The sequence below is a fragment of the Ruminococcus sp. AM31-15AC genome, assembly GCF_003462045.1.
GTDB classification, from domain to species: Bacteria; Bacillota; Clostridia; order Oscillospirales; family Ruminococcaceae; genus Hominimerdicola; species Hominimerdicola aceti.
Map to the genome: position 1 here is coordinate 1 of NZ_QTYG01000031.1, position 26,992 is coordinate 26,992.

Annotated in this window: 24 protein-coding genes and 1 pseudogene; 10 read left to right on the forward strand and 15 right to left on the reverse strand. The window is 43.9% G+C overall.

Annotation, left to right across the window (positions count from 1 at the left end; translation table 11 throughout):
• Window positions 1–477: 477 nt before the first annotated feature.
• The 12 genes and pseudogenes from DW793_RS09395 to DW793_RS09455 form a co-directional block, all read right to left on the reverse strand.
• The gene (locus DW793_RS09395) at window positions 478–888 is read right to left on the reverse strand and encodes a hypothetical protein (protein WP_118157794.1); all 411 of its coding nucleotides are present in this window, start codon (window positions 886–888) and stop codon (window positions 478–480) included.
• Window positions 882–1,580 (reverse strand): ABC transporter ATP-binding protein, encoded by a 699-nt coding sequence (locus DW793_RS09400; protein ID WP_118157796.1) that lies wholly within the window; start codon window positions 1,578–1,580, stop codon window positions 882–884. Before DW793_RS09400 ends, DW793_RS09395 begins: the two co-directional genes overlap by 7 nt.
• A 60-nt stretch (window positions 1,581–1,640) precedes the next feature.
• Window positions 1,641–1,901, reverse strand: a complete 261-nt coding sequence (locus DW793_RS09405; protein WP_022287824.1) for a stage V sporulation protein S — start codon at window positions 1,899–1,901, stop codon at window positions 1,641–1,643.
• 107 nt (window positions 1,902–2,008) lie between these two features.
• On the reverse strand, window positions 2,009–2,776 hold the full coding sequence (locus tag DW793_RS09410; RefSeq protein ID WP_118157798.1) for a TIGR00282 family metallophosphoesterase: 768 nt from the start codon (window positions 2,774–2,776) through the stop codon (window positions 2,009–2,011).
• Between the two features lie 119 nt (window positions 2,777–2,895).
• Complete coding sequence (gene ftsH / locus DW793_RS09415; protein ID WP_117858948.1) at window positions 2,896–4,836, reverse strand: ATP-dependent zinc metalloprotease FtsH; 1,941 nt, start codon at window positions 4,834–4,836, stop codon at window positions 2,896–2,898.
• 38 nt (window positions 4,837–4,874) lie between these two features.
• Window positions 4,875–5,399, reverse strand: a complete 525-nt coding sequence (gene hpt / locus DW793_RS09420) for a hypoxanthine phosphoribosyltransferase (protein WP_118157800.1) — start codon at window positions 5,397–5,399, stop codon at window positions 4,875–4,877.
• Window positions 5,400–5,498: 99 nt separating this feature from the next.
• Window positions 5,499–6,827, reverse strand: coding sequence for a tRNA lysidine(34) synthetase TilS (tilS, locus tag DW793_RS09425; protein ID WP_118157802.1), 1,329 nt, complete (start codon window positions 6,825–6,827; stop codon window positions 5,499–5,501).
• Window positions 6,817–8,177 (reverse strand): annotated as a pseudogene (gene dnaB, locus DW793_RS09430) (replicative DNA helicase). The gene tilS and the pseudogene dnaB overlap by 11 nt, the downstream one beginning before the upstream one ends.
• 2 nt (window positions 8,178–8,179) lie before the next feature.
• Window positions 8,180–8,626, reverse strand: a complete 447-nt coding sequence (gene rplI, locus DW793_RS09435; protein ID WP_022287818.1) for a 50S ribosomal protein L9 — start codon at window positions 8,624–8,626, stop codon at window positions 8,180–8,182.
• Between the two features lie 24 nt (window positions 8,627–8,650).
• Window positions 8,651–10,627 carry a DHH family phosphoesterase gene (locus tag DW793_RS09440; RefSeq protein ID WP_117864584.1) on the reverse strand — a complete coding sequence of 659 codons (1,977 nt, stop codon included), beginning with the start codon at window positions 10,625–10,627 and terminating at the stop codon, window positions 8,651–8,653.
• Between the two features lie 73 nt (window positions 10,628–10,700).
• A complete protein-coding gene (locus tag DW793_RS09445) occupies window positions 10,701–12,440 on the reverse strand; it encodes a ribonuclease J (RefSeq protein WP_390624673.1) in 1,740 nt (579 codons plus the stop codon).
• Window positions 12,441–12,919: 479 nt separating this feature from the next.
• Window positions 12,920–15,070 (reverse strand): sugar phosphate nucleotidyltransferase, encoded by a 2,151-nt coding sequence (locus DW793_RS09455; RefSeq protein WP_181988334.1) that lies wholly within the window; start codon window positions 15,068–15,070, stop codon window positions 12,920–12,922.
• A gap of 159 nt (window positions 15,071–15,229) precedes the next feature.
• Between DW793_RS09455 and DW793_RS09460 the strand changes: the two genes are divergently transcribed.
• Window positions 15,230–17,590: an ATP-dependent helicase gene (locus DW793_RS09460; protein WP_117877572.1), complete on the forward strand. Its 2,361-nt coding sequence runs from the start codon at window positions 15,230–15,232 to the stop codon at window positions 17,588–17,590.
• Between the two features lie 93 nt (window positions 17,591–17,683).
• On the opposite strand, the gene DW793_RS09465 is transcribed toward DW793_RS09460, so the two are convergent.
• The 3 genes from DW793_RS09465 to DW793_RS09475 are packed head-to-tail and all read right to left on the reverse strand — an operon-like array spanning window position 17,684 to window position 19,034.
• Entirely contained in the window at window positions 17,684–17,896 is a 213-nt protein-coding gene (locus DW793_RS09465) for a hypothetical protein (RefSeq protein WP_022287813.1), read from the reverse strand.
• A gap of 56 nt (window positions 17,897–17,952) precedes the next feature.
• Window positions 17,953–18,792, reverse strand: a complete 840-nt coding sequence (locus DW793_RS09470; RefSeq protein WP_118157806.1) for a nucleoside recognition protein — start codon at window positions 18,790–18,792, stop codon at window positions 17,953–17,955.
• Complete coding sequence (locus DW793_RS09475) at window positions 18,792–19,034, reverse strand: hypothetical protein (protein ID WP_118157808.1); 243 nt, start codon at window positions 19,032–19,034, stop codon at window positions 18,792–18,794. The genes DW793_RS09470 and DW793_RS09475 overlap by 1 nt, the downstream gene beginning before the upstream one ends.
• Window positions 19,035–19,125: 91 nt before the next feature.
• On the opposite strand from DW793_RS09475, the gene DW793_RS09480 reads away from it, so the two are divergent.
• The 9 genes from DW793_RS09480 to DW793_RS09515 all read left to right on the forward strand — a co-directional run bounded on the left by DW793_RS09480 (window position 19,126) and on the right by DW793_RS09515 (window position 26,950).
• On the forward strand, window positions 19,126–19,407 hold the full coding sequence (locus tag DW793_RS09480; RefSeq protein WP_022287811.1) for a YabP/YqfC family sporulation protein: 282 nt from the start codon (window positions 19,126–19,128) through the stop codon (window positions 19,405–19,407).
• Window positions 19,407–20,594 carry a sporulation protein YqfD gene (locus tag DW793_RS09485; RefSeq protein ID WP_118157810.1) on the forward strand — a complete coding sequence of 396 codons (1,188 nt, stop codon included), beginning with the start codon at window positions 19,407–19,409 and terminating at the stop codon, window positions 20,592–20,594. The genes DW793_RS09480 and DW793_RS09485 overlap by 1 nt, the downstream gene beginning before the upstream one ends.
• 129 nt (window positions 20,595–20,723) lie before the next feature.
• The gene (locus DW793_RS09490; RefSeq protein WP_117858963.1) at window positions 20,724–21,683 is read left to right on the forward strand and encodes a PhoH family protein; all 960 of its coding nucleotides are present in this window, start codon (window positions 20,724–20,726) and stop codon (window positions 21,681–21,683) included.
• Window positions 21,684–21,690: 7 nt separating this feature from the next.
• A complete protein-coding gene (gene ybeY, locus DW793_RS09495; protein WP_046440186.1) occupies window positions 21,691–22,200 on the forward strand; it encodes an rRNA maturation RNase YbeY in 510 nt (169 codons plus the stop codon).
• Window positions 22,187–22,672, forward strand: coding sequence for a diacylglycerol kinase family protein (locus tag DW793_RS09500; protein WP_118157812.1), 486 nt, complete (start codon window positions 22,187–22,189; stop codon window positions 22,670–22,672). Before ybeY ends, DW793_RS09500 begins: the two co-directional genes overlap by 14 nt.
• A 15-nt stretch (window positions 22,673–22,687) precedes the next feature.
• Complete coding sequence (era, locus tag DW793_RS09505; protein WP_117897655.1) at window positions 22,688–23,602, forward strand: GTPase Era; 915 nt, start codon at window positions 22,688–22,690, stop codon at window positions 23,600–23,602.
• Between the two features lie 69 nt (window positions 23,603–23,671).
• The gene (locus DW793_RS15665) at window positions 23,672–23,794 is read left to right on the forward strand and encodes a hypothetical protein (protein ID WP_022287805.1); all 123 of its coding nucleotides are present in this window, start codon (window positions 23,672–23,674) and stop codon (window positions 23,792–23,794) included.
• On the forward strand, window positions 23,757–24,509 hold the full coding sequence (recO, locus tag DW793_RS09510) for a DNA repair protein RecO (protein WP_038671479.1): 753 nt from the start codon (window positions 23,757–23,759) through the stop codon (window positions 24,507–24,509). The genes DW793_RS15665 and recO overlap by 38 nt, the downstream gene beginning before the upstream one ends.
• A 44-nt stretch (window positions 24,510–24,553) precedes the next feature.
• Complete coding sequence (locus DW793_RS09515; RefSeq protein WP_118157814.1) at window positions 24,554–26,950, forward strand: endonuclease MutS2; 2,397 nt, start codon at window positions 24,554–24,556, stop codon at window positions 26,948–26,950.
• Window positions 26,951–26,992: the final 42 nt, after the last annotated feature.

Sequence of the window (26,992 nt, forward strand, 5' to 3'; positions counted from 1 at the left end):
TTGGTATTTTTTCATCAAATTTATTATACCACAAAAAAGACTGCTTTCCTACCCTTTTAAGGGTGGTTGCAGTCTTTTTTTATTGCGCGTTTTTTTACAGCGCCTTTTTACTGCAAATTATGTTTGCGTGTTATTATAAAGTTAGTCAACAAGAAATATGCCAAAATATATGCGAACTGATACATTGTCATAAACACAAGTCTTAGGTTGAATGCCACTTCCGTATCGGGCAAGCGTGACGTTGGCATAAAGAGCATATTCCACAGAGAAAGGTCGCCTGCCAGATTGCTTATCATCGAGGATAACATATTGCAAGCGAAGATTATGGCAAAGCTACTAGAACTTTGTGTTTGAAACAGTTTGAAAGAGAGATAACAAAATATAAGAAAATCTGCAAGCCTGCAAACAGCGTCAGAGTATACAGGCATATCAGAAACGAAGTGAGCGGTTCTTCAGCAAAGCCGTTGCCCAAAGCGTTTATAAAATCTCCCACAGAGTCAAGATACTCTGTTGGTCGATAAGCAACAGCGAAAGCACAAAAACGATCATGCTTGCCGCTGACCATATCACAGAAGAAATGAACTTTGTGAAAATATGATAATATGGCTTGACAGGTATTGTCAGCATAAGATATCCCTCGTCAGTGAAAAGGGTCTTGTGAAAATTCGTCAGCGATATGGTAAAGCCCACAGTGAACAACGCCCCCACCGCAATACCATAGGCAATGCACACAACAATGAATATCACCAGAAAATTAGGGCTTTTAACGCTCTCACCATAACGAAGCATCAGAGAAAATATCAGTGCAACTATCATATATCCCAACACAAGAGGGAAAAACTTTCTTGCCGAGCGTTTAAGCTCATATTTCAAAAGCTTGCCTAACATCTGTACACCTCCCTGAAAAGCTGATCCACAGACTTGCCGGTTTCGTTATGGATAGCGTCAACAGATTTATGCAGCCTTAGCATACCATTTTGTATCATCACCACATCGTCAAGAACAGGCTCGATATCTGCAATAAGGTGGGTGGAAATTACCACAGCCGCCCGCTCGTTGTAATTTGAGATTATGGTGTTGAGTATATAATCTCTCGCCGCAGGGTCTACGCCTGCGATAGGCTCATCAAGAAGATAAACGTCAGCCTCACGGCTCATAACAAGACAAAGCTGCACCTTTTCTTTTGTACCCTTTGACATTGTCTTGAACTTTGCTACAGGGTTTATCCCCAGCCTGTTCATCATATCCTGAGCCTTTGCTACATTGAAATTGCTGTAAAAATCCTGAAAAAACCTAATCATCTCATTTACTTTCATATCGTCAGGTATGAAATTTCTGTCAGGCAGATAGGAAACCACTTTTTTAGTTTCCACGCCAATAGGCATTCCGCATATGAGTATATCCCCTGCCGTAGGTTTTATAAGACCACAGCAAAGCTTGATAAATGTTGTTTTTCCGCTTCCGTTCGGTCCTAGCAGACCGATAATTTTACCCCTCTCCAGCGCAAGGTCAAGATTGCTCAGCGCTGTAAAGCTTCCATACTGCTTTGTAAGCCCATAAGTCTGCAAAACAGTTTCCATGCTGTCCCCTCCTTTGTAGCAAAAAGCAGCAAGACTTTAACACGCCTTGCTGCCGCATTATTATCTTTCTTCACAAATAAGCTTGATCGCAGTTCTTTCCTCACCGTCGATCAAAACGCTTGCAAATGCAGGGATACAAATAAGATCAATGCCCAATGGTGCAAGATAGCCCCTTGCGATCGCTATAGCCTTGATCGCCTGATTGGCTGCGCCTGCGCCCACTGCCTGTACCTCAACTGCACCGCTGTCACGGATAACGCCCGAAACTGCTCCTGCCACCGAATTAGGGACAGACCTTGAAGAAACCTTTAGAATTTCCACTTGAATACCTCCATAAGTAAATTCAAAGAATTTACCCCACTTATTATACACACTATATTATACTACATACATAATAAAATTTCAAGCTTTATTAATACTTTTCGTTATTATCGCTTAATAACACGCTGTATATTTGTTGCTTTTCCCGATTTTTCATCAAATTTTACCACAACTCCGTTTATAAAGCAATCGTTGGTGCTTTCTGAAAACCTCACAGGGGTGCGATATTTGAACTTGTTTATGACTATATCACTGTCCACCCCAAGTACGGAAAGCTCAGGGCCTGTCATTCCAACATCGGTGATATAGGCGGTATGTCCGCCTAAGATCATTTCATCAGCCGTCTGAACATGGGTATGAGTGCCAAGCACAGCAGTGCATCGTTTTTGCAGATAAAAGCCCATAGCCTTTTTTTCAGAAGTTGCCTCCGCATGAAAATCAACGATTATATTAGGCGTATCAATGCTTTCAAGAAGCTTGTCAACATAGTTGAAAGGATTTTCCACTGCTTCCATATACATCGTTCCCATAAGATTTACCACGGCTATCTTATAAGGACACATATCGATATAAGTCACTCCATGACCCATAACGCCCTCAGAGTAATTGGCAGGTCTTAAAAGTTGCTCGTTTGTGTCATAAAGCTCCTCAGCCTCACGTCGTCTGAAAGAATGATTTCCCGTTGTTACAACGTCAGCCCCCATGTTGAGAAGCTGTCTGTAAGACTGCGGTGTGATACCATTGCCCTGAGCAGAATTTTCACCGTTCACCACGGTCACATCTATATCATATTCACGCTTCAACTTATACATTCTGCTTTCAAGAAAATCGCAGCCGCTTTGTCCCACAACATCTCCGATAAAAAGTAAGTTCATTTGCTATCTCCGTTCTATACTGCATTTTACAGTTACCCTTATTATACACTATCCTTACTGCAAAATCAAGCAGACATCACAAAAAAAATCAGACGCTTTTACACGTCTGATCTTCCATATCAATTATCGTCAACTGAAATATCATCAACTATCTCAGGAGTATCCTGGATTTCTGGTGTTTTATCAGGTTCGCCCATGAACTCGCTTTCTGTAAGCTCGCCATTCATAAGCTTCTCAAATGTTGCACCGTCAACCTTTTCATACTTCATAAGATACTTAGCCACAACATGAAGCTTATCCATATGCTCGTTGAGTATCTTTTCAGCGTCAGTAAATGCACTTTCAATAAGAGTTCTTATCTCATTATCGATCTCAGCCGCAACGTTATCAGAGTAGCTTGGTGTATTAGTGTAATCCCTGCCAAGAAATACTTCATGATCTCCCTGACCATATACAACAGGACCAAGATTGTCACTGAAGCCGTAGCGTGTTACCATGTTTCTAGCTGTGGAAGTAGCTCTCTCAAGGTCATTTGAAGCACCCGTTGAGATGTCGTCAAGGATCAGCTTCTCAGCAACACGTCCGCCAAGAAGAACCACGATATTTTCGTACATCTCGTTCTTGCTAACATAAGATTTATCCTTGACAGGCAGGCTCATTGTGAAACCGCCAGCCTGACCTCTAGGTATGATAGATACCTGATGAACTTTATCCTGTGATTTGCTGTAGTATGTGCAGAGTGCATGACCGCCCTCATGATAAGCGGTAAGCTTCTTTTCGTCCTCTGTGATGACCTTAGACTTTTTCTCAGGACCTGCCACAACCTTGATAGAAGCTTCCTCAAGCTCATCTTTGGTGATAGCCTTTTTATTCTTTCTTGCCGCAAGGAGCGAAGCCTCGTTCACAAGGTTTTCAAGGTCTGCACCTGTAAAGCCCACGGTTGATTTTGCAATAGTTTCAAGGTCAACGTCAGGAGCGAGGGGCTTGTTTCTTGTGTGAACTTTCAGTATAGCTTCTCTGCCCTTAACGTCAGGATAGCCCACAAGTATCTGTCGGTCAAATCTGCCCGGACGAAGAAGTGCAGGGTCAAGTATATCACGTCTGTTTGTTGCAGCCATAACAATAACAGAATCGTTATCCTCAAAGCCGTCCATTTCAACAAGAAGCTGGTTAAGGGTCTGCTCACGCTCGTCATGACCGCCGCCAAGGCCTGCGCCTCTCTGTCTGCCCACTGCGTCGATCTCGTCTATAAAGATGATAGCAGGAGCGTTTTTCTTAGCCTGCTCAAAAAGATCTCTTACTCTTGAAGCACCGACGCCCACGAACATCTCAACGAAGTCAGAGCCTGAGATAGAGAAGAATGGAACTTTTGCTTCGCCTGCAACGGCTCTTGCAAGAAGCGTTTTACCTGTACCCGGAGGGCCGAGGAGCAGAACGCCCTTAGGTATTCTCGCACCGATCTCGGTATACTTCTTATTATCACGGAGAAAATCAACGATCTCCTTAAGTTCTTCCTTTTCCTCGTCTGCACCCGCAACATCATCAAAGGTAGCTTTCTTGCTGCTTGGCGCCATTTTGGCATTTGTTTTTCCGAAAGATGACATCTTTCCGCCGCCTGCATTCTTCATCATGAACACAAAAAAGAATATCATAACGCCCAGCATAAGCAGCGTCGGTATCAGATTAAGCCAGAAGCTGTTATCCGATATCGGTATAAGATTATACTGCAAAGGATCGTCTGGATTTTCAGTATTATATTTCTTACGATAGTTCTCAGCGTCCTCACCGCCAAGGACTTCATTTGCAAACAGTGAAACATTTGGAACTGTATAACTATATACCTTATCCTCGCCCTTGAGCTTATACTTAAGCTGTCCGGAGCCAAGGTCAAGCTCAAACTGTGACACGTTCAGGCTGTCAAACTGTTCCATTATCTCCGAATATTTTTTGTCGGAAGATTTTGTGCTCATGCTTGTTAGCATATAGACCAATCCGCAGATTATGGCAACCGATACCAGCAGATAGATCAACAGGGTCTTTCCATTATTATTGTTTTTCAATCGATCACAACCTTTTGTTCTGTATTATATTTGGCTCCTTATTCGGAAACTATACCGATAAAAGGAAGATTTCTATATCTCTCATCATAATCAAGACCACAGCCAACAACGAATCTGTCCTCAATCTCATAGCATTTGAAATCAGGTGTTATGTCTGCAACACGTCTTGACGGCTTATCAAGCATAACAGCTATCTTAACACTTGGCGCACCCATTGACGCAAACTTCTTTTTTAACTCGCAAAGTGTTCTTCCTGTGTCGAGAATATCCTCAACCAATAAAACGTCCCACTCTCTCAGGTCAAGACCCATAAGATCATGGTCTCCTGAAATTGAAACATTTCCTGTTGAGCTTGTGCCAGCATAACTCTTTGCAGTAATAAAAGCGATCTGCATATCATTGTCGATACTTCTTACAAGATCGGCAGTAAACACGAACGCTCCCTTAAGAACGCACACAACAAGAAGCTTTTTTCCTTTATACTCTTCAGTTATCTCTGCTCCAAGCTTTTTCACAGACAATGCAAGCTCTTCCTCAGAATAAAGAACCGATATATTGTTCATTAACTAACAACCTCTCTGATTATATATTATCAATGTGACAGAAAAGTGAAAAAATACAAGTTCACACAAAAAACTTTTCAGCTTAGGGTGATATTCCTCTCACTTTATGGTAAAAGCCAATATTTTAACGGTTTCAGAGTCTATCTTCACCCTTTCAGCCGCACCGCTTCCTTCAACGAAAACGACGCCCTGACTATCTTTTAGGATAACGGCACTGCTCCTGTCCTCAAGTCTGAAGGACTTGTTCACCAGCTTTCGCACATCGCTGTCAAAATCTCTGTTCACAAGGCGTATCTTCTCGCCCTCTCTGCGATTTTCGACAACAATCTCACCCTTTATTTTATCATAATCCAGACAGCAATTTGCAAACTTTTTATGAACATTTGCGATTTTTCCGTCAAAAGGATAGATTTTGAACTCTATCTCCTTACTGCCGAACTGATAAACGCCCTCGTCGCTTACCTTAACGCTCCTGAGAGTGCTGTTATCAAGCATCTCGCCCTTTGCAAAGCTGAGCACACCTTTTGAGCAGACCGCAAAGACTCCGCCCTTGACGTTCGCCTTGCCAACGTCAAGTATCAGCCTGTCGATATCCTCGATACTGTCATGGCTCACAGCAAGCCCCTCTTTCTCGAGGATGTGCATTATTGCACGGCGGCGTACACTTTCGTGGAGCTGTCTTAGACACAATGCGTCATAACCCTTTGGCAAGACCGCTTTCTCAAAGGCTTCAAGCCCCTGACTTTCAAGATAATCGCTGTCTGTTCTAAGCCTGTCAGCTGTCATGGAATATGAGCCAAAAAGCGAACTGTTAAGCTCCGCAAGCCTTGGCACAACAAGGTGGCGAATCTTATTTCTGGTATAATCGTCAGTAAGATTTGTGGAATCAGTAACAAAGTCCTGTCCTCTCTCTTTGAGAAAGCCCTCTATTTCCTGACGAGTACAATCTATAAGCGGTCTTATGATATTTCCCCTCACAGGCGGTATTCCGCAAATACCTTTCAGACCCGTACCTCTTGCGAGGTTGAATATGGCAGTTTCAAGGCAATCCGAAAGACTGTGTGCTGTGCATATCTTGTCTGCACCTATACTGTCGAAAAAGTCGTATCTGAGCTTTCTTGCCCCCTCCTCAGTGGATACAGAATGTTCCTTGCAATAGCCCACGACGTCAGCATGAAACACTTTCAGCTCGACCCCAAGCTTCTCGCAAAGCTTTTCACAAAAATGCTGATCTCTGTCGCTTTCTTCCCCACGGAGATGATGATTGACATGGCAAGCGCATACATCATAGCCCAGCTCATATAAACACAAAAGGAGCGTAACGCTGTCGGCGCCTCCTGAGAGGCACACAAGCAAGCGTTCGCTCTTATTTGCCATATTAAATTTCTCTATGGTAGAAGCTACCTTTACAAGAAAATTATTCATCATCTCTCCTGAAATCAAGACCTCTGAACAGGGTATATTCGCCTATCCAGCCAAGTTGCACCTTATCTGTCTGTCCGTGACGGTTTTTCGCAACGATACACTCAGCCACCGACTTGTCGCCCTCATCGCTGTAGTAAGCGTCACGATAGAGGAACATGATGATATCAGCGTCCTGCTCGATAGAACCTGATTCTCGCAGGTCTGAAAGGATAGGTCTTTTATCGTCACGCTTCTCCGAGCTACGGGAAAGCTGTGAAAGTGCGATAACAGGCACATTAAGCTCCTTAGCCATAAGCTTCAAGGAACGTGTTATCTCAGACACCGCCTCAACACGGCTGGCGTTTTTATTTGCTGATTGCATGAGCTGTATGTAGTCGATGACCACAAGTCCAAGATTTCTCATTCTTCTGAGCTTTGCTTTCATCTGCGGCACTGTACAGCCTGCACCGTCATCAAAATATATAGGAAGCTGTGACAGCGTATCTGCCGCACCTGCTATCTTCTCCCAATCGGAAGGCTCAAGATTGCCCGACCTAAGCAGGGTATTATTAACAAGCGCCTCTGAAGCAAGCATACGGGACACGAGCTGTTCCTTACCCATTTCGAGAGAGAATATAACAACGTCACGCTTTGTCGCCTTGCAGGTATTCACCGCAATATTAAGTGCAAATGCAGATTTTCCCATTGCAGGACGTGCCGCGATAATGATAAGGTCAGTTCTGTTAAGACCTGTTGTGATTGCGTCAAGCTGGCCAAAGCCTGTCTTTGCTCCAAGATGTTCGCCTGCGTCAGGACCTGATATCTCCTGCAAATGCTCGAATGTATCAACGATAACGTCGCTTATTCGTGTAAGGCCCTGAACATCTCTGCCCTGTCTTATTTCAAATATAGACTGCTCGGCAGCGTCAAGCTGCGTCTGAGAATCCTCACCGCCGTCATACGCCTTTTCAAGAATCTGATTAGCGGCATTTATAAGCGACCTTACCCTTGCTTTTTCCTCGATTATCTTGCAATAGCTCTCAATATTATCCGTTGACGGCACCATTTCCATAATGCCAAGAAGATAATTCTTAGCCATTGCAGACGTTTCAAAAACACCCATTGTGACGGCTTCATTAATTACCGTGATAAGGTCCTCTTTGCTGCCTGTGGTGAACATTCTCACTATTATGGTGAAAAGCTGCTGGTGCTGTGGACGATAAAGCTTTCAGGCTTTAGTATCTCAATGACCTTCGGAAGCACCGAAGGATCACGAAGAACCCCTCCCAGAACGGCTTCCTCAGCCTCCTGAGAAAAGGGCAGCTCCCTGCCAAGGGTCGCTCCTGTGGTAAGCCCACGGAAATTATCAGCCATGATTACTCCTCAACGACCTTTACTTTAATGCTGCATGATACGCCATGAGTAAGCTTTATCTGTGCAGTATAGTCACCGAAAGCCTTTATCTCGGCTGTAAGATTTATCTTCTTCTTCTCGATAACAACGCCATACTGAGCCTTGAGGCAATCTGAAATAACGTTTGCTGTAACTGCGCCAAAGAGCTTTCCGCCCTGACCTGCCTTAGCCTTTACCAGAACTTCCTTATCCTTTATTTTCTCTGCGATAGCTTTATTGTCGGCTGTTTCAACATCTATCTTGTGCTGAGCGGAAGCCTTTTTGCCTGCAAGGTCATTAAGGTTTTTAGCTGTAGCTTCAAGTGCAAGACCCTTTCCGATAAGAAAATTTCTTGCATATCCGTCTGCAACGTTGATGATATCTCCCTGCTTGCCTGAACCCTTTACATCTTTTAACAAAATAACTTTCATATTATTCACTCTGCCTTTCTTTTTTTATTCCTGCGAATTATTTTCCCAGTATTCGTCAATGGCGTCTGCAAGGCGTTTTCTCGCCTCATTCATTGAACAGTTGAGCTGAGTTGCCGCCATAGTAAGATGACCGCCGCCACCCAAAGACTCCATGACGATCTGCACATTACAAGCACCCATGCTTCGTGCAGAGATATTTATCACACCGTTCGTTTCATAGATAACGAACGAAGCTTTTACGCCTGTTATACCAAGCAGCTCGTCTGCCGCCTGTGAAGCCGCTATCCTTATTTCAGAGAAGCTTTCCTCCGTATAAGCCACTGCGCACTCTTTATAAAGGTGAGCACTGTTTATAAGCGACGATTTCTGATGATAAGTCTCAATAGAGTTTGCAAAAAGCTTTTTGACAGCTATGGTATCAGCGCCCTTTTTCTTCAAAAACGCTGCCGCTTCAAAAGTGCTTACGCCTGTTTTCATAATGAAATTCTTTGTATCCAGCATTATTCCCGCAAGCAGAGCTTCCGCCGCATGGACTGTGATATTGGAATCCTCGCCGAAATACTCGATAAGAGCGGTCACAAGCTCGCAGGCCGATGATGCGTTAGGCTCTAAGAACGACATTATAGTCGGCTCGATACCGTTCACCATTCTTCTGTGGTGGTCGATAACTACCACATTTTTCGCCCTTGCAAGTATCTCCTTTGACTCAACCAGTGCAGGGTTATGGGTATCAGTTACCACAAGAAGCGTGTTATCGTCAAGTCTTTCAAGACCCTCCTGTGGAGTTATGTAATAATGCTCCGACTCATTTTCATTTATATAATTTATAAGCGTTTTCGACAAATTCTGCTCAGGGTCTACCACAACGTAAGCTTCTTTTACCATGTTTCTGATAGCACAGCAGAAGCCTGTTGCTGAACCTACGCTGTCAAGATCGCCAAATCGGTGACCCATTATAAGCACCTTATCGTGGTTGCAGATAAGCTCCAGCATAGCCTTTGCCACCATACGGATACGGGTCTTATTGTTCTTGTCAGGTGCAGAAGAAATGCCGCCGAAGAACTTGAACTCACCGTCCTCCTTGACAGCCGCCTGATCTCCGCCACGTCCAAGGCACATTTCGAGAGCCTGCTTTGCAAACTTCTCGCTCTCCGCAAGGTTTGCACCATCTCTGCCCACACCTATGGACAATGTAAGGTTAGAACGCTCGCCAACGGCTATTTTTCTTGCCTGCTCGAGTATCTTAAATCTCTGCTCGATTATAGGTGCAAGGTGGCGTTCCTCCATATAAACATAGAACTTGTCGCTTGCTACCTTTTTTGATACCGCAGTGGTATTCTCCAAAAATTCCTCAATAAGCTTTTCTATCTCAACAACAACGTGAGCTTTTTCACTCTCTCTGATATTTGACATAAGCTCGTCAAAGTTATCGATAGTTATGATTATTACCGCTTTGTGGGACATTCTGAACTCATATTCAAGCTCCACATAATCGGTAACGTCATTGAAATAGACCATTGAAAGCTCACCGTTTGTATCGGTATGTATAGCCTTTGCCTTATAAAAATGAGAATTTGTGCAAACAAGGTCGCCGTCAGAGGTGTATATCTTATCCATATCGATATTCATAAGCTCTGTGAGGTCGATTCCGTAGGCTTCCTCCTCAGAGTAGACCTGTCTGCCAAAAAGTCTGTTATACCACACGATGACGTTTTCGCTGTCGATTATTATAGCAGGAGCAGGAAAATTCAGGAGAGAATCTCTCTCCGTCTTTGAGATCATCGTGGAAAGCTTTGCCACATACTTGCGAGTGTGATTGTGGAAAACCACTTCTTCAAGCACCCACAATACAGCCGCCGCCACAGACACTAGAATAAGCACACTGCCCGACTCTCTGTGAGACGGAGTAGAATGCAGCATAAAAGCGCCTATAAGTGACGAAAGCATGGTAACGCACACTGTTATTCTTATTATGATCTGTAATCCGTTGTTACTTTTCATTTTAAAGCTCCTGCATTTCTATAAACAGCCGCACTGTTGACAGGCGGTCATAATTCCATTATTATCGGCAAAATCATAGGACTTCTCTTTGTCTTTGTGAAAATAAAGTCCGAAAGATTGTCTTCATTCTACCCTTTATGGTATTCCAATCCTTCATATTTCTGTCAAGACAATCCTGAAGTGTTTCGGTAAGAAGCTTCTGAGCTTCGGTCATAAGCTCCTCGCTCTCTCTTACATACACAAAGCCTCTTGAAACCACATCAGGCCCTGCAAGGATATCTCCCGAAGCCCTGTCGATAGTCGCCACGGCAATGATAAGTCCGTCCTGAGCAAGATGTTTTCTGTCACGGAGAACTATTGCGCCAACGTCGCCGACGCCAAGACCGTCCACAAGCACCTTTCCAGCAGGCACTTGTCCTGTTATCTTCATATCAACGCCGTCTGTTTCGATAACGTTGCCTATATCAGCAATGATTATATTGCTCTCAGGGATTCCCACAGAAAGCGCCGTATCTCTGTGCTTCATAAGATGTTTATACTCGCCGTGTACAGGGATAAAGAACTTTGGCTTTGTGATAGAAAGCAACAATTTCTGCTCTTCCTGACAAGCGTGTCCTGAAACGTGTACCTCGTACATTGACTCGTATATTACCTCTGCACCCAATCTCATAAGGTCGTTTACTACCTTTGTGACATACTTCTCATTTCCCGGAATAGGATTAGCCGAGATTATGATAAAGTCCATAGGAGTGATAGTAACGTTCCTATGCTCGTTTGCCGACATTCTTGTAAGCGCCGACATAGGCTCGCCCTGACTTCCTGTTGTGACGATGACCATTTTTTCAGGTGCATATCTCGATATAGTGTCGATATCCACAAGCACACCGTCAGGCACTTTAAGATAGCCAAGCTCGATGCCCTTTGAGATAACATTCACCATACTTCTGCCCGACACAGCTACCTTTCTGCCGTGTGTGACAGCGTTATTTATTATCTGCTGAACTCTGTGAACGTTTGAAGCGAAAGTGGCAATGATTATCCTCTTGCCCTCAGCCTTGTTGAAAAGCTTCACAAAGCTTTCGCCAACCTTGCGCTCGCTCATGGTATAGCCAGGTCTTTCAGCGTTTGTAGAGTCAGCCATAAGAGCCAAAACGCCCTTGTTTCCAAGCTCTGCAAATCTAGGCAGGTCGATTATACCGCCCTCGATAGGTGTATAGTCTACCTTGAAGTCGCCAGTATGGATAAGCACACCAGCAGGGGTATGGATAGCCATTCCCACGGCATCAGGGATAGAGTGGTTTACTCTTATAAACTCCACCGCCATACAGCCAAGCTTAACTGTCTGTCTTGGCGTTACAACGTTGAGTTTTACAGTTCCTAAAAGCCCATGCTCTTTCAGCTTGCCCTCAACAAGACCCAGCGTCAGCCTTGTGCCGTAAACAGGCACGTTGAATTTTTTCAGAAAATAAGGCAGACCGCCGATATGATCCTCATGACCATGTGTAAGCACAACGCCCCTGAGCTTTTCCTGATTTTTCTCGACGTATGAGAAATCAGGGATAACGATATCAACTCCAGGCATTTCACTGTCAGGAAAAGCCAATCCGCAGTCGATAACGAACATATCGTTTGAACACTCGATAACAGTGAAATTCTTGCCTATCTCGTTAAGACCGCCAAGAGGGATTATCTTCACAGGCGTTCTTCTTACAGGCTCTTTCACTCTGTTCGCCGCAGGTCTTGGACGTCTTTGCTGAGTATTCTGCGGTTTTCTCTGTGGAGTTTCATTTCTCGGCTGAAGCGTTTTTTTCACACTGCCCGAAGCTCTCTGACTTTTTACACGGTCAAGCTCTTTTGAAGCCTGAGCCAGAGGTATCTCGCTCTTATTCTGTTTTTTTCTGAAAAACGTTTTTGTGTAGGATTTTTTACTGTGTTGTTCTTTTCGTTCATAAAATAATGTACTTTGCCCTGCTGTACTCCGCTTTTAAGCCTTCAAAGGCACAAAATGCCGCAAAAAAGCAGCACAAACATACGGCAGGAGCAATTATCTCCTTCCTGCTGCATTTTATCATGCTCAAATAATATTCGATTTTTCCGTTTAGATTCAATATACCGCTGCGTTTGGGCTTTATTATCATGTGCTGTCAAAAACGCTTAAAGCCTCAAAGAAAGACAAAATGGTGTGATGAACGCAGTTTAAATACAGCGGCATGAGCCGCCTTTGTCCGAACAAAAATATCTGATTATATTGTACTCCATTTTCGTCTCAATGTCAATAGCAATTTATTACATTTATCTGAATATGCCCTTTATCCTGCTTGTTATATCCTCGCAAAAGGCAGCCGCCTGCTCGCAGCTCACGCTTTCTGCAAACACTGTTATACCTTTTTTATCCCTCAGCGGTCTGATAACTGCGTGTGTCTTGCCCATTGTTATCTCACCCTCTGCCGAACAGCCAAGCTCTGAAAATATCTTTTCCTTGTTTTCACGGCTCATTGTTATGCCCACAAATCGGCTTGAAGTGTATGCGTCAGGCACATCACAGAGAGCTTTTTGTAGCGTTATCCCCTGCTCTGACAGATAAGACGTCACCGCTGACGCAAGGTAAAGTCCGTCATAGGCAAACATATTATGGGTCGAAACGGCAACGTCCTTTGCTATGTCAGCATTGTTTTCGTATCGGTAAAGCCTGCCACAGTGGACTTCAGCAGCGGTATCGGCAATAGAGGGGAAATTCTCAGGCAATGCCACCGCAAGCCCCTTTTCAAAGCACACCCCTGCATACATTGCCACCAGTTTTTCCCACATAACATAGCCTGTTTCCTCACTGTAAGCTGATACCCTTGTGCCGTCTGCGGAAAGATTGAATATTATACGCTCACCGTCTATATCGTTCCTGCCATGAAAAAGTCTGTCGGCAAGGGTCGCCTTTTTAACATCATATGTGCGGATACCCACATTTACGCCTTTAAATCGGTCAGGAAGTATTTTTTCAAGCTCTGCGACGTATATCTCCCTCACCGCTGAAAAATCTGTCACACAACCCATCTGAGAAAGCCCCACACTGCGATAAGCTCTGTCGTCAGCTATGCTTCCAATGCGGTCAAGAAGCTTTTCATCAGGCAACATTCCCCCAGCCGAAATAAGCCTTGCATGACCTGAAATGTTTGCGCCTATGAGTATGCCGAACTCTCCGCCAAATCTGTTCACCGCATAAGAAAGCTCCGAAATGCCTGCTCTGCCTATACTGTACACGTTCACTCCAGCCTGACATATGCCGCAGTCAAGGGCTTGTTTGAGCAAAAAGCTTTCGTCAGAGCCATAGGCTGTCACTATACTTCCGCCTTTTTTTGCAGCGCTTGCGGCACACAGTGCAAAAAGCATAGCCTTTTGCGCTGTGGCTTCACCGCCCCACAAACTGCACTCGCCGTTTTCGTCTATGACAAGTCGGCTGTCAGATGATCTTTTCACGTTTTCATAAAGCCTTGCGCCCTTTTCAACATTTTTTCCGGACCATATGCCCACTCCTTTTTCAATGACGGCTTCACTTGCGATATGAGCCTTTTCGCCTATGACGGAATATTCACCGCACTTCACACCGCTGTCAAGGACAGCCCCTCGGCATACCACTGCACTGTTTATATCACAGCGTTCAGATACCACCGAGCCTATGCCAACATATCCGTTCACCTTGCCGCCCTTTACAACAGCGTTATTGTCTATGACGCTTCCGCTTTCTATGACCGACCCTGACATGACAGAAACGTTCTCTCCTATATAAACAGGCTCACCTATTGCCGCACCGCTGAAATTATTTTCCGTCAGCCTTTGTGACATATTTTCATTGTAAAGCATATGCCTTTGACAATCGAGAAAAGCCTCAGGCGTGGTTATCCTTTTATAATAGCCTTTTCCGTCAAGCAGGACAGCTTCGCCACTTTTCACAGCCTCGGGGATAATATCCTCCGTCATATCCATAGGTCTTTCAGGATTAAGGCTATCAAAAAGCTCTCTTTTCACTATATATATGCCAGCAGGTTTGTTTTCAGTATCATAAGTCAGAGCCGTACAAAAGGTATCGTGGCTCAAATGAACTTTTATAATCTCATCAAGAGGGTGAGTGCAGATACAGTTACATTCCACGGCAAGAATTTCTGTTTCATCGCACATTGCTGTTCTAACAGCCTGCACAGTGCTTTTACCTGCGGTGTTTATCATATGGAGCTTTATCTTACCTGAGTATTTTTCATCAAGAAGCCTTTCTACCTGTTCAGAGCCATAGCCCACCGCAAGGACAGCTTCTTCAAAGCCTGCTTTCTCCAGCATTTCAAGAGTAAAAAGCAGAATTTCTTTTCCGCATAATCTCAGAAGAGCCGCAGGTCGCCTGTCTGTCATGGGCATCAATCTTTCTCCACGTCCTCCGCATAAAACAACAGCTTTCATATATGTTCCTCCGTTCATAATATTTGATTTAATGTATTATTGGAAAACATACCCACTGTTATTCATGTGAAAAAAATTTGCCGCCGCCCTTTTCAAGATAGAAAAAATATGCTATAATGTAGGATACGGCATAAAAGAAATTTTACGGAGGTGTATATAATGGAGCAGTTTACGGCTCTTAAAAGAAAAGCACTTGAAAAATATTTTTCACGAATGAACGACCAACAGCGCAAGGCTGTGTTCAAAATAAAAGGACCTCTCCTTATACTGGCAGGAGCAGGAAGCGGTAAGACCACTGTTTTGGTAAACCGCATCGCAAACATGATATACTTCGGCAACGCATACAACACAGAGCAGACCTACGGCACGCCCTCTGAACAGGACATACAGTTTCTCAAAGACTACATTGACGGCAAGACAAATGACGCTTCTACCCTTGCAGACATTGTGGCATATGACTGCATAAAGCCGTGGAGCATACTTGCTATCACGTTCACAAACAAGGCGGCAGGCGAGCTTAAAGAACGTCTTGCAGGAATGTTGGGAGAGGCAGGTCAAGGCATTACAGCGGCGACTTTCCACTCCGCCTGCGCAAGGATACTCAGGCGTGAATGTGACAAGCTTGGATTTTCAAGCAGTTTCACCATTTATGATTCTGACGATTCTCAGAGAACTGTAAAAAGCATATTGAGAGAACTTGGCATATCCGAGAAGATGTTTCCACCGAGAACGATACTCAGCGAGATATCCCACGCTAAAGACCTGCTCCAAGAGCCTGATGAATACATCGCCTCAGCCACAGGAGATTATCGTAATCTGACCATAGGCAAGGTATACAAGCACTATCAGAAGAAGCTCAAAGCCGCAAATGCTATGGACTTTGACGACATGATCTGCCACACAGTCAAGCTTTTTGAGCAGTTTCCTGACGTCCTCGATCACTATCAGAACTTGTATAAATATATAATGGTAGACGAGTATCAGGACACCAACAAGGCTCAGTTCAGACTTGTTTCGCTGCTGTCACAGAAATTCCACAACCTGTGCGTTGTGGGTGATGACGACCAGAGTATCTATAAGTTCCGTGGTGCGACTATCGAGAATATCCTCAACTTTGAGGAGCAGTTCGACTGCAATGCTGACACTGATGTTATAAAGCTTGAACAGAATTACCGCTCGACCCAGAACATTCTTAACTGCGCAAATCAGCTTATAAGCAACAATCAGGGCAGAAAGGGCAAAAATCTGTGGACAGCTTCGGGTGACGGTGATAAGGTAACAGTATACAAGGCTTCAAGCGAGCGCAGTGAAGCAAAGTTTGTGGCTGACACCATTCTTGAGGACATAAACAAGGGCAGAAAATACAATGACCATGCTATACTCTACCGAATGAACGCACAATCGAACGCTTTGGAGCAGACGTTCATACAAAGTGGAATACCATATAAAATAATAGGCGGTCTGAAATTCTATGACAGAAAGGAAATAAAGGATATCCTCGCTTATCTCTCTGTAATAAACAACCATTTTGACTTTCTCCGTCTGAGAAGAATAATCAACGAGCCGAAACGTGGTATCGGCGAAGCCACTGTAAACGCTCTTGAGCAGATAACCTCAGACCTTGGGGATTCACCTATCCACATCATGCAGGAAGCCGATATGCTTGCTCCCCTTGTGAAGCGTTCAAAACAGCTTATGCCTGTGGGCGATATGCTCTCAGAGCTTACTGAGCTTTCTGACACTCTGCCACTTGCGGAGCTTTTGGACAAGCTTCTTGATATGACAGGCTACAAGCGTCATCTTGAAATGCAGGGCGACGAGGGTCTTACACGTCTTGAAAACATCAACGAGCTTAAATCCACCATGTCAAGCTATGAGGAAAATGCTGACGAGCCGTCGCTGTCGGGATTTTTGGAGGAAATATCACTTTACACTGACGTTGACAATCTCGACTCTGACGCTGACTATGTTGTGCTTATGACAATGCACTCTGCAAAGGGTCTTGAGTTCCCCATAGTTTTCGTGGTAGGCATGGAGGACAACATCTTCCCGTCATCAAGAAGTCTTGAATCAGAAGCTGACACGGAAGAGGAACGCAGACTTGCCTATGTTGCGGTGACACGAGCAAAGGAAAAGCTTTATCTTACCCACGCAGAGGAACGTATGCTTTACGGTCGCACTGACAGAAACAGGATATCACGCTTTATAAAAGAGCTTCCTGCCGATTGCATAGAAAAGCAAGCCGAGGAAACAAAGGCTTCACCTTATCTCAACGGCTATGAAAAGCCTCACAGCATGAGCCTGCAACAGCAATTGGCTCAGCGAAAGGCTGATAAGAGCAATTTTTCTGTTAATACTGAAACTTTCGCACCAGGCGACAGAGTTTTGCACAAGATATTCGGTGAAGGCACTGTTTTAAGCTCAAAACCTATGGCTAACGATACTCTTGTTGAGATAGCATTCGATAATCGTGGCACAAAGAAGATAATGGCAAATTACACGAAGATAAAAAAGATATAAGATAGAAAGATCCGCAGGGCGAAACAAAACGCTCTGCGGATCTTTTGCAATATAAAAGCCGTACACCAAAAAATGTACGGCATATTTTATGTATCAGATAACATCGTCTTCCTGATTTGGAATATTAAGCTGTTTCTTTGGAACACGCTTGATAGGATCATAGACCCACTTCTTACAGCTATAATCAGCGTCTACCAGACCCTGCTTCTCACAAAGGACCTTATTTCCTTCTCTTGATCTGTTGCCGAAAAGGCAGTAAGAACATGACGGTGAAATTCTGTTACCAAAATAGCTCTTCTTTGCCATGATTTATACAACTCCTTTAAGATAAGTTAATCTTTTTTCATTTGTTATTAATTATATCATACTGTTTTAGAAAATGCTAGTCTTTTCTTTAAAGTTAGTAATAAAATCATCATAATCAAGCAAAATGAGGGAACAAAATTGTTCACTTTGACGAATTTAACATTATTTGTAACAGAAGTCAAAACTGAATCAGGAATAAAGAAAGGATAGATAAAACGGCATATGACAGCAGATAAAAAGGCTGATGTCAAACGTGAGATAAAAAACGGCACAAGGGAGAAATCCACGCCAAGTGCAGATATTTGTATAATCACACACAGACCACCGAAGGAGCAGACAGCGGCTATAAATGGCAGAAGATAAAATGGACTTCCCGAAAGCTCAGTGAGAGAGGTTATTTCAAGACAGCTTTTCACAAGCACAAGCTCGTTTTCTGACATTGAAAACGCATCTTTCAGAAAGCTGAACGCTCCGCAGTATTCAAGAGAGGACATAAACGCTCCGAAAAAGACTATCATAACGCAGATAACAAAAAGCGACTTTCCTGCTGAGATAACGCTGTCGGTGAACATTCTGCCGTCAAGTCTGAAAGTCGGCTTTGATGTTTTCTTATCCTCATTTATAGCTCTGCCGAGAACAAGTGCAGTGAGAAAATTTGCCGCTAGTATGGATACGAACACTGCAATGCCTGCTCCTGTACAACCAAACACTGCAAGACCCACTGTACCAGAATAAAAAGCAGGCCCTCCACAGCAGCAAAAGCAGGACATTATCTTTGCAGTACGCTGGGATATTATCTTTCTCTGACACAGATCCGAAAGAAGCTTTACTCCCACAGGATAGCCTGCGGTATTGCCAAGAAGAAATACAAAGAAAAGCTGAGGCGGTATGCCCATTATAAATCTCGATATAGGATAAAAAGGCATTGAAACGCAGTAGTAAAGCCCACTGAAACAAGTATCTGCGACAGCGCCATAAAAACAAACAGCGACGGGATTATGATATTCATACAGCGGTCAACGGCTTCGGAGATACCAAGCTTTACGCCCTCGCCCCCTGATATGGTGATAATGCAGAACCATATGACCACCCCCGCAAGTATATATACGCAAAGCTCCTTTGCAAGTCTTTTCAACATTTTTATTACCTCCCTACTTTTACTTTTTAAGTATATGTCAGTCTGTTTAATAATATAATTAAGCATAAGACAATGAACGGAGGACGCAAAAATGAAGAAGATACCATTTTTAAGCTTTTTCGGCATGACAAAAGAATTGACCGCACTAAGCTCATACATAAGCATAACTGATGACAGAGCCGCCGTTATCGAAAACTGCAAGCAGATAGTTGAGTGCAGCGAGATAATGGCAAAGGTGCTGACAGGCTCTTTTGAGATAGAGATATGGGGCAGCGGACTAACAATGTCAAATTTCTGCTCTGACAGCGTGGAGATAAGAGGAAAAATAGAGTCGGTCAAGCTTGTGTCAAGAAGTATCAGGGAGAGAGGATAATGATTTTCGGTTATATAGATTATGTTATCACAGGTGACAGCTTCACCAAGTTTTTCCGCAGGATAATGTCAAAAAAGCTTCCCGTTAGCAAAATGTGTGAAAAGAACGGAAAGCTCACTTTGCGTATGCCTGCGGAACACTGTAAGGCACTTGAAAGACTATGCAATGAACTTGGGCTTGAATACACCGCCACAAAACGTCACGGAAGCTTTGTTCTTGCAAAACGTTTTTTCGGAAGAGGAGGACTTGTCATAGGCACTGCGGCTGTCATGCTTTCGTGCTTCTATCTATCAAACGTGGTGGTGAGGTTTGACATACTCAGTGATGATGAAAATATCAGAAAAGGCGTTATGTCGGTGCTTAAAGAGGAGGGCGTTGAAACCGGCACTTATATCCCAAGTATTGATCTCATAGTCACAGAACGTGCGTTAAAGCAAAAAGTGGAGGGCATATCATGGGCAGGCATAACACGCAAGGGTGACACGCTGATAATCGACATTATCGAAACTGAAGGCGACACAAAGCGTGAGTCAAACCGCTATCCCTCAAATCTTGTTGCCTGCGAAAACGGAGTTATCGAAAAAATCGAGGTTTATGACGGACAGCTAAAGATACCTGTGGGAAGCGGTGTGACAAAGGGCGATATCGTTGTAGGCGGTGAGATCATCACATCAAAATCAAGCTGGATAGACGGCAAGGAAAACGTTGAAACAAAGACAAGCTATGCACGCTCAAAGGGTAAGATACTAGGCACTTTTGAGCGCACTGTCACATTCACACAGCCCTTTGAGGACAAGGCAGAAAAGACGACAGGCAAGAGAGATACAAAGCGTTTTTTCACTGTGTTTGACGCTGATATCCCTCTTTTTTTCTCAAAGCCTGAGGGTTACTGGAAAAATGAGCAGAGATATTCTCCTCTGTCGCTTTTCGGACTTGAAATGCCTTTTGGCATAACCACCTGCGAACTTGAAGAATATAAATTTTCACAAGACACCCTGACAGAACAGCAGGCACTTGACGCCGTTCATGAAAAGGCGTATTTATATGAGGAAAATTTTCTCTCAGACTATGAGATAAAAGACCGGCAAGTGGAGGATAATGTGACAGAAAACGGAGTAACCGCTACTGTAACATACACCCTATATGGCGAGCTTTGCAGAGAGGTGGAATTTTTTATTAAGAAATGATCAAAAAGTGTGAAAAGGTGCATAAAAAAGTGTTAAATCTTACTGAGATTGTTGCAATCAGAGGAAAAATGTGATATAATAACTTTGTATAATAGGTATATCAGAACAAAAAAAGAGGAAGTTGTGCTAATGGCGGAAAAACTTATCAGCGTGGACAGAATGGAAACTGTACTCAGCCTTTTCGGCAATTATGACGAGAATGTTAATCTTATCCAAAAAGAGTATAATGTTGTGATTCTCGGCAGAGGTGACGATATCAAGATAACAGGCGATGAGGAGAACGTATTTAACGCCTCGGAAGCTATAAATAGCCTTATTGCTCTTATCAACAAGGGCGAGGCTATCACTGAGCAGACTATAAGATATGTTTTCACACTTGTGCGTGAGGGCAAGCAGTATGAGATAAAGCATATGTCTGATGACGGCGTGTGCGTAACGGTGAGCGGAAAGCTCGTCAAGCCGAAAACTCTCGGTCAGAAAAGATATGTTGAAGCAATAAGGAAAAAGACTATCGTCATGGGCGTTGGTCCTGCGGGAACGGGCAAGACTTATCTTGCGGTGGCAATGGCGGTAAAGGCTTTCAAGGCGCACGAGGTGGAGAAGATAATCCTCACACGTCCTGCGGTTGAAGCAGGAGAAAAGCTGGGCTTTCTTCCGGGCGACCTGCAATGTAAGGTAGACCCATATCTCAGACCGCTTTATGACGCACTTTTTGAAATGCTCGGTCCTGACACTTTCGCTAAACAGCAGGAGCGTGGCTGTATCGAAGTCGCTCCGCTGGCATACATGAGAGGACGTACTCTTGACGATTCTTTCATTATCCTTGATGAAGCGCAGAACACCACTCACGAGCAGATGAAGATGTTCCTCACACGTCTTGGATTCAACTCAAAGATAGTCATAACAGGCGATATAACGCAGATAGACCTGCCTGACCAGAGAAAGTCAGGACTTATTCAGGCAATGAACGTACTCAAAGGCATTGACGATATATCGATAAACAGATTTACCGACAAGGACGTTGTCCGTCACAAGCTTGTGCAGGACATAATCCTTGCTTATGAAAAATATAACAAAAAAGGAATGTGAAAAAGTAATGGGCAAGGTAAAAGTAATGATAACCAACAACCAGACAGAGGTAAAGATACCAGTTGGCATAAGGCTTCTTGTAAGACGCTGTTGCCATGCTGTGTTGGAATATGAGGGTCACAATGACGATTTTGAAGTTTCTGTATCTTTTGTGAATGACGAGCAGATACATGAGCTTAACAAGGAGCATAGAAACATAGACCGCTCAACAGACGTGCTGAGCTTTCCTCTTGGCGAGAACGGTGATTTTGACATGAACCACGAAACAGGTGCTTTCCTGCTGGGAGATATAGTCATAAGCCTTGAAACTGCTTACCGTCAGGCTGAGATATATGGTCACTCTCTTGAAAGAGAGATAGGCTTTTTGACAGTACATTCAATGCTTCATCTCCTTGGCTATGACCATGAAGAAAGCAATCTTCAGGAGAGGATAATGCGTGAAAAGGAAGAAGCTATACTTGGCAATCTGGGCATATCCCGTGACGCCACTTTCTTAGGCGAGCATGAACACAGGTAAAACAGGGATAGGACGTTTCTTCAAGGGCTTTGTTTATGCCTTTGAGGGCGTTGTGAGCTGTATAAAAACAGAGCGCAATATGCGTTTTCACGTTGGCGTTGCAGTGCTTGTGATACTGCTTATGCGATTTTACGGGCTTAGCGCCGCCGAAACTGCCGCAGTTTATATCTGCATAGGGCTTGTTATTTCACTAGAGCTTGTGAACACGGCTGTTGAAGCCGCTGTGGATATGGCGTGTAAAGATAAAAACCCCCTTGCTAAAAAGGCTAAAGACTGTGCGGCAGGGGCTGTTCTCATTGCGGCGATAGCTTCTGTGGCTGTGGGAATAAGGATATTCTGGGACTATTATGCTTTTATGGCGATAGCCTCTTATTTTGCAAGAAACATATGGCTAGGGATAGCTTTAGCCGCAGGTGTGATACTGTGGCTCATATGGGTGTTCAAAACGCCTGCTGACAAAGATAAAAAATGATAAGGAAAAATATATATGAACAAGAAAAATGCAAATTCAAAAAATGCGTTCGTCACCATTGTTGGACGTGCGAACGCAGGCAAATCCTCATTGCTAAACGCACTTGTGGGCGAAAAGATAGCCGCAGTGAGCGACAAGCCGCAGACAACAAGAACAAAGATAACAGGCGTTCTCACAAAGGGAGAAACGCAGTTCGTTTTCATGGACACACCTGGTATGCACAAGGCTAAAAACAAGCTTTCCGAGCATATGCTCAACGCTGTGAACGAGTCTGTTGCAGGGGTTGACCTTATTATCCTTATGGCTGACTGCACAAAGAAAATATCCGAAAACGAGCGTGAGCTTGTAAAGGGCTTCAAGACAGGCAAGACTAAGGTGATACTTGTGCTGAACAAGATAGATCTTCTTGAAAACAAAGAGGATCTTATCGCAGTGATAGCAGAGTATTCAAAGCTTTTTGATTTTATAGATATCGTACCAGTGAGCGTTCTTGAAAAGGACGGCCTCGATATTATTATGGAAGATCTTGAAAAGAATGCTGTGGAGGGTCCGCACTACTTCCCTGACGATAAATTCACAGACCAGCCTGAAAAGGTCATAATGGCTGAGATAATAAGAGAAAAGGCACTCAATAACCTTAATGACGAAGTTCCTCACGGCATAGCTGTGACTATCGAACATCTTAACGAGCGTGAAAATAGAAACGGTGAAGCTATACTTGACGTTACCGCCACTATTTACTGCGAGAGAGAGTCACACAAGGGTATCCTTATTGGAAAAGGCGGCTCTATGCTTAGAAAGATAGGTCAGGAAGCAAGAGCTGACCTTGAAGATTTCTTCCAGATAAAAGTAAATCTCCAGTGCTGGGTCAAGGTAAAAGAGGGCTGGAGAAACCGTGAGGGCATGATAAAGAATTTCGGTTTGGAATAAAGGCAACATATTTTTCCGCTTATAATGACCGCCAAAAAAGCTGATAATATCAGTAAGGCGGTGAATATCATGACTTTATGGGACAAGTTCTTTGAAAGCGGCAGGATAGAGGATTATCTCACATATGCCGCACACAGAAAAGAGGATACTGACAATGCTGACCTTTATGGGACTGATACTGAGGGAAAATGACAGGGGCGAAACAAGCAAATCCGTCACTGTCCTCACAGCAGAGCGTGGAGTCATAGATATATTTGTTCGTGGTGGCAGGAAAAGCACGAAAAATGCGTCATCAACGCAGCTTTTTGCATACTCTAAGCTGTGCGTTGAGGAAAAGAAGAACGCTAAAGACCAATCAATGTTTTTTCTCAATAGCAGTGAATCAGAGAAGCTTTTTTACAACATCAGGCTCGACCCTAAAAAAACGGCTCTTGCCTCTTACTTTTCTGAGCTTCTCATGTATATACGAACAGAGGAAAGCGGCTGTGACGAGATAATGCGGCTGACGCTGAACACACTTTATTTTCTCGATAAGGGCGACAGGGATAACGAACTTCTCAAATCTATATTTGAGTTTCGTCTGCTGTGCGAAGCAGGATTAAGACCTGCGCTTCTTGGCTGTTCGGTTTGCATGGCGTATGAAGCTGACATTATGCACTTCAATCTGTCAACAGGTGTCTTGGAGTGTGACAAATGCTGTTACAATCCTGACAGCATTTACGATATTGAATTAGACAGGACTATGCTATACATAGTCCGATTTATTGCACTGACGGAATATGAGCGGCTTTTTGCTTTCAAGATAAGCGAAAGATATCAGAAAAAGCTGACGGCTTTTACAGAGCGGTTTGTGAGATATAATCTGAAAGGCAAGTTTCCGTCGCTTGATTTTTACAGACTTTTGTAGGCATTGCGTAGCTTTGCCTATTGTCATATTTTGAGGTATATATAATGGACGAAAGATTTTATGATTCGCTGGAGCTGAACAAAATTCTTGAAATGCTTTCAAAAGAATGCTCCAACGAAAAAACGAAAAAAATGGCTTTGGGGATAAAGCCTTGTTCTGATCTTTACACGGTCAAGAAAGAAACAGGCAAGACCGCCGAAGCCCTTGAACTCAGCGTGAGATACGGCACGCCGAATTTTTACAACATAAATGACGTATCAACTTACATCAAAAGAGCCGAAGCAGGCGGTGTGCTTTCTCTTGGAGAGCTTATCCAGATAAGACGCTTGCTTGCGCAGACCTATGAGCTTCACCACTGGTATGAGCAGTGTGAGAACAAGGACACTTCCCTTTCATATCTCTTTGAAATGCTCTATCCAAACAAATATCTGCAGCAGCGACTTGAAACGGCTATCATAGATGAAACAAAGCTTTCTGACGACGCAAGTGCAGAGCTGAGAAGCATAAGACAGAAGATAACACGTTCAGGGCTTAAGATAAGAGAGACCCTTGACAAGATGATAAAATCTCCAAGCACGCAGAAATATTTGCAGGAGAGCATTGTTACAATGCGTGACGGACGTTTCGTTCTTCCGGTAAAGACTGAGTTCAAGGGCAATGTCAGCGGTCTTGTTCATGACACTTCCGCAACAGGCTCAACGCTTTTTATCGAGCCTATGTCAGTTGTGGAGGCAAACAATGATATCAGAATTTTGCAGGGACAGGAACAGGACGAGATACACAGGATAATCGCTGAATTTTCTATGGAATGTGCCGAAATGAAAGACCAGCTCATTTCAAACTACAATGCTGTAACAGAGCTTAACCTTTATTTTGCAAAGGCAAACCTCGGTGCAAAAATGAGAGCAATGCTCCCTGAGATATCCAATGACGGTGTTATTGTGCTGAATAAGGCACGTCACCCTCTTATCGACCCCAAAAAGGTCGTGCCTATAAACTTTTCTATTGGCACTGACTATCACTCCCTGATAATAACAGGTCCTAACACGGGCGGTAAGACAGTTGTGCTTAAAACTGTGGGTCTGCTCACGCTTATGACAATGTGTGGTCTGCTCATTCCTGCGTCAGACGGAAGCAGGATATCTGTATACAAAAACGTGCTCGTTGATATCGGCGACCAGCAGTCTATAGAAAACAATCTGTCTACATTCTCTTCTCACATAAGCAGAGTAAAGACCATACTTGACGAAGCGGACAGCGAAAGCCTTGTGCTCCTTGACGAACTTGGTTCAGGCACTGACCCTGTGGAGGGTGCTGCACTGGCGGTGGCTATAATTGAACGCATAAGGATATTCGGTGCGACGCTAGTTACAACTACTCACTATCAGGAGCTTAAAATGTACGCTATCGACACTCCTGACGTTGAGAACGCTTCATGCGAGTTTGACGTGCAGACTTTGCACCCGACATACAGGCTTATCATAGGCTCGCCCGGTAAGTCCAACGCTTTTGCTATCTCTGAAAGTCTTGGTATCGACAAGGATATAATCAAGTACGCTGAGTCGCTTATTTCTGAGGATAACAGAAAGTTTGAAACTATCATAGACAATCTTGAACGCACAAGAATGCAGCTTGAAGAAAACAACAGGCTTGCGGAGAAATACCGTGCCGAAAGCGAAGCTCTCAGAAAAGAGCTTGCAGAGCAGAAAGAAAAATTCTACGATCAGAAAGAAGCCGAGCTTGAAAAGGCAAGACGTGAGGCTCAGCAGATCGTAAATCGTGTTCAGCGTGAATCGCAGGCACTTGTTGACGAACTTGACAAGCTGAGAAAAGAGAAAGAAAATCCGAACTTCACTCAGAAAGCCATTGATGCAAGGCACAAGCAGAAGTCCACAATGAACAAGCTTTACAGCGAGGCTAACCCTGTTTCTGAAAGCAGGAACGAGGGATATGTGCTGCCAAGGCCGCTGAAAAAGGGTGACAGCGTGCTTATCGTTGACATAAATAAAAGGGGTATCATTATAACGCCCCCTGACAACAGCGGAATGTGCTTCATTCAGGCAGGCATAATGAAAACCAAGATAGATGTAAAGAAGCTTCAGCTTATTGAAAAACAACAGCCGCAGAAACAGTCCAAAAAGCCTGTGAAAAAAGGCGGAGTATCCAAAAGCGGCATTGAGAGCCGTATGACACGAAAGGTATCCACCGAACTTGATATCAGGGGCTATGCCGCTGACGAAGGCGTTCATGAAATGGAGCAGTTTATTTCTGACGCTATCATGTCAGGGGTGACGATGCTCACCATAATCCACGGCAGAGGCACTGGTATTCTCCGTGACGCCATAAGGCGTGCGCTTAAACACCACCCGTCTGTAAAATCATTCAGAAAAGGCGTTTACGGAGAGGGCGAGGACGGCGTAACTATCGTTGAATTAAAGTAAAATAATCACATATCACCGCATTTTGGTATATAATAAGCCAAA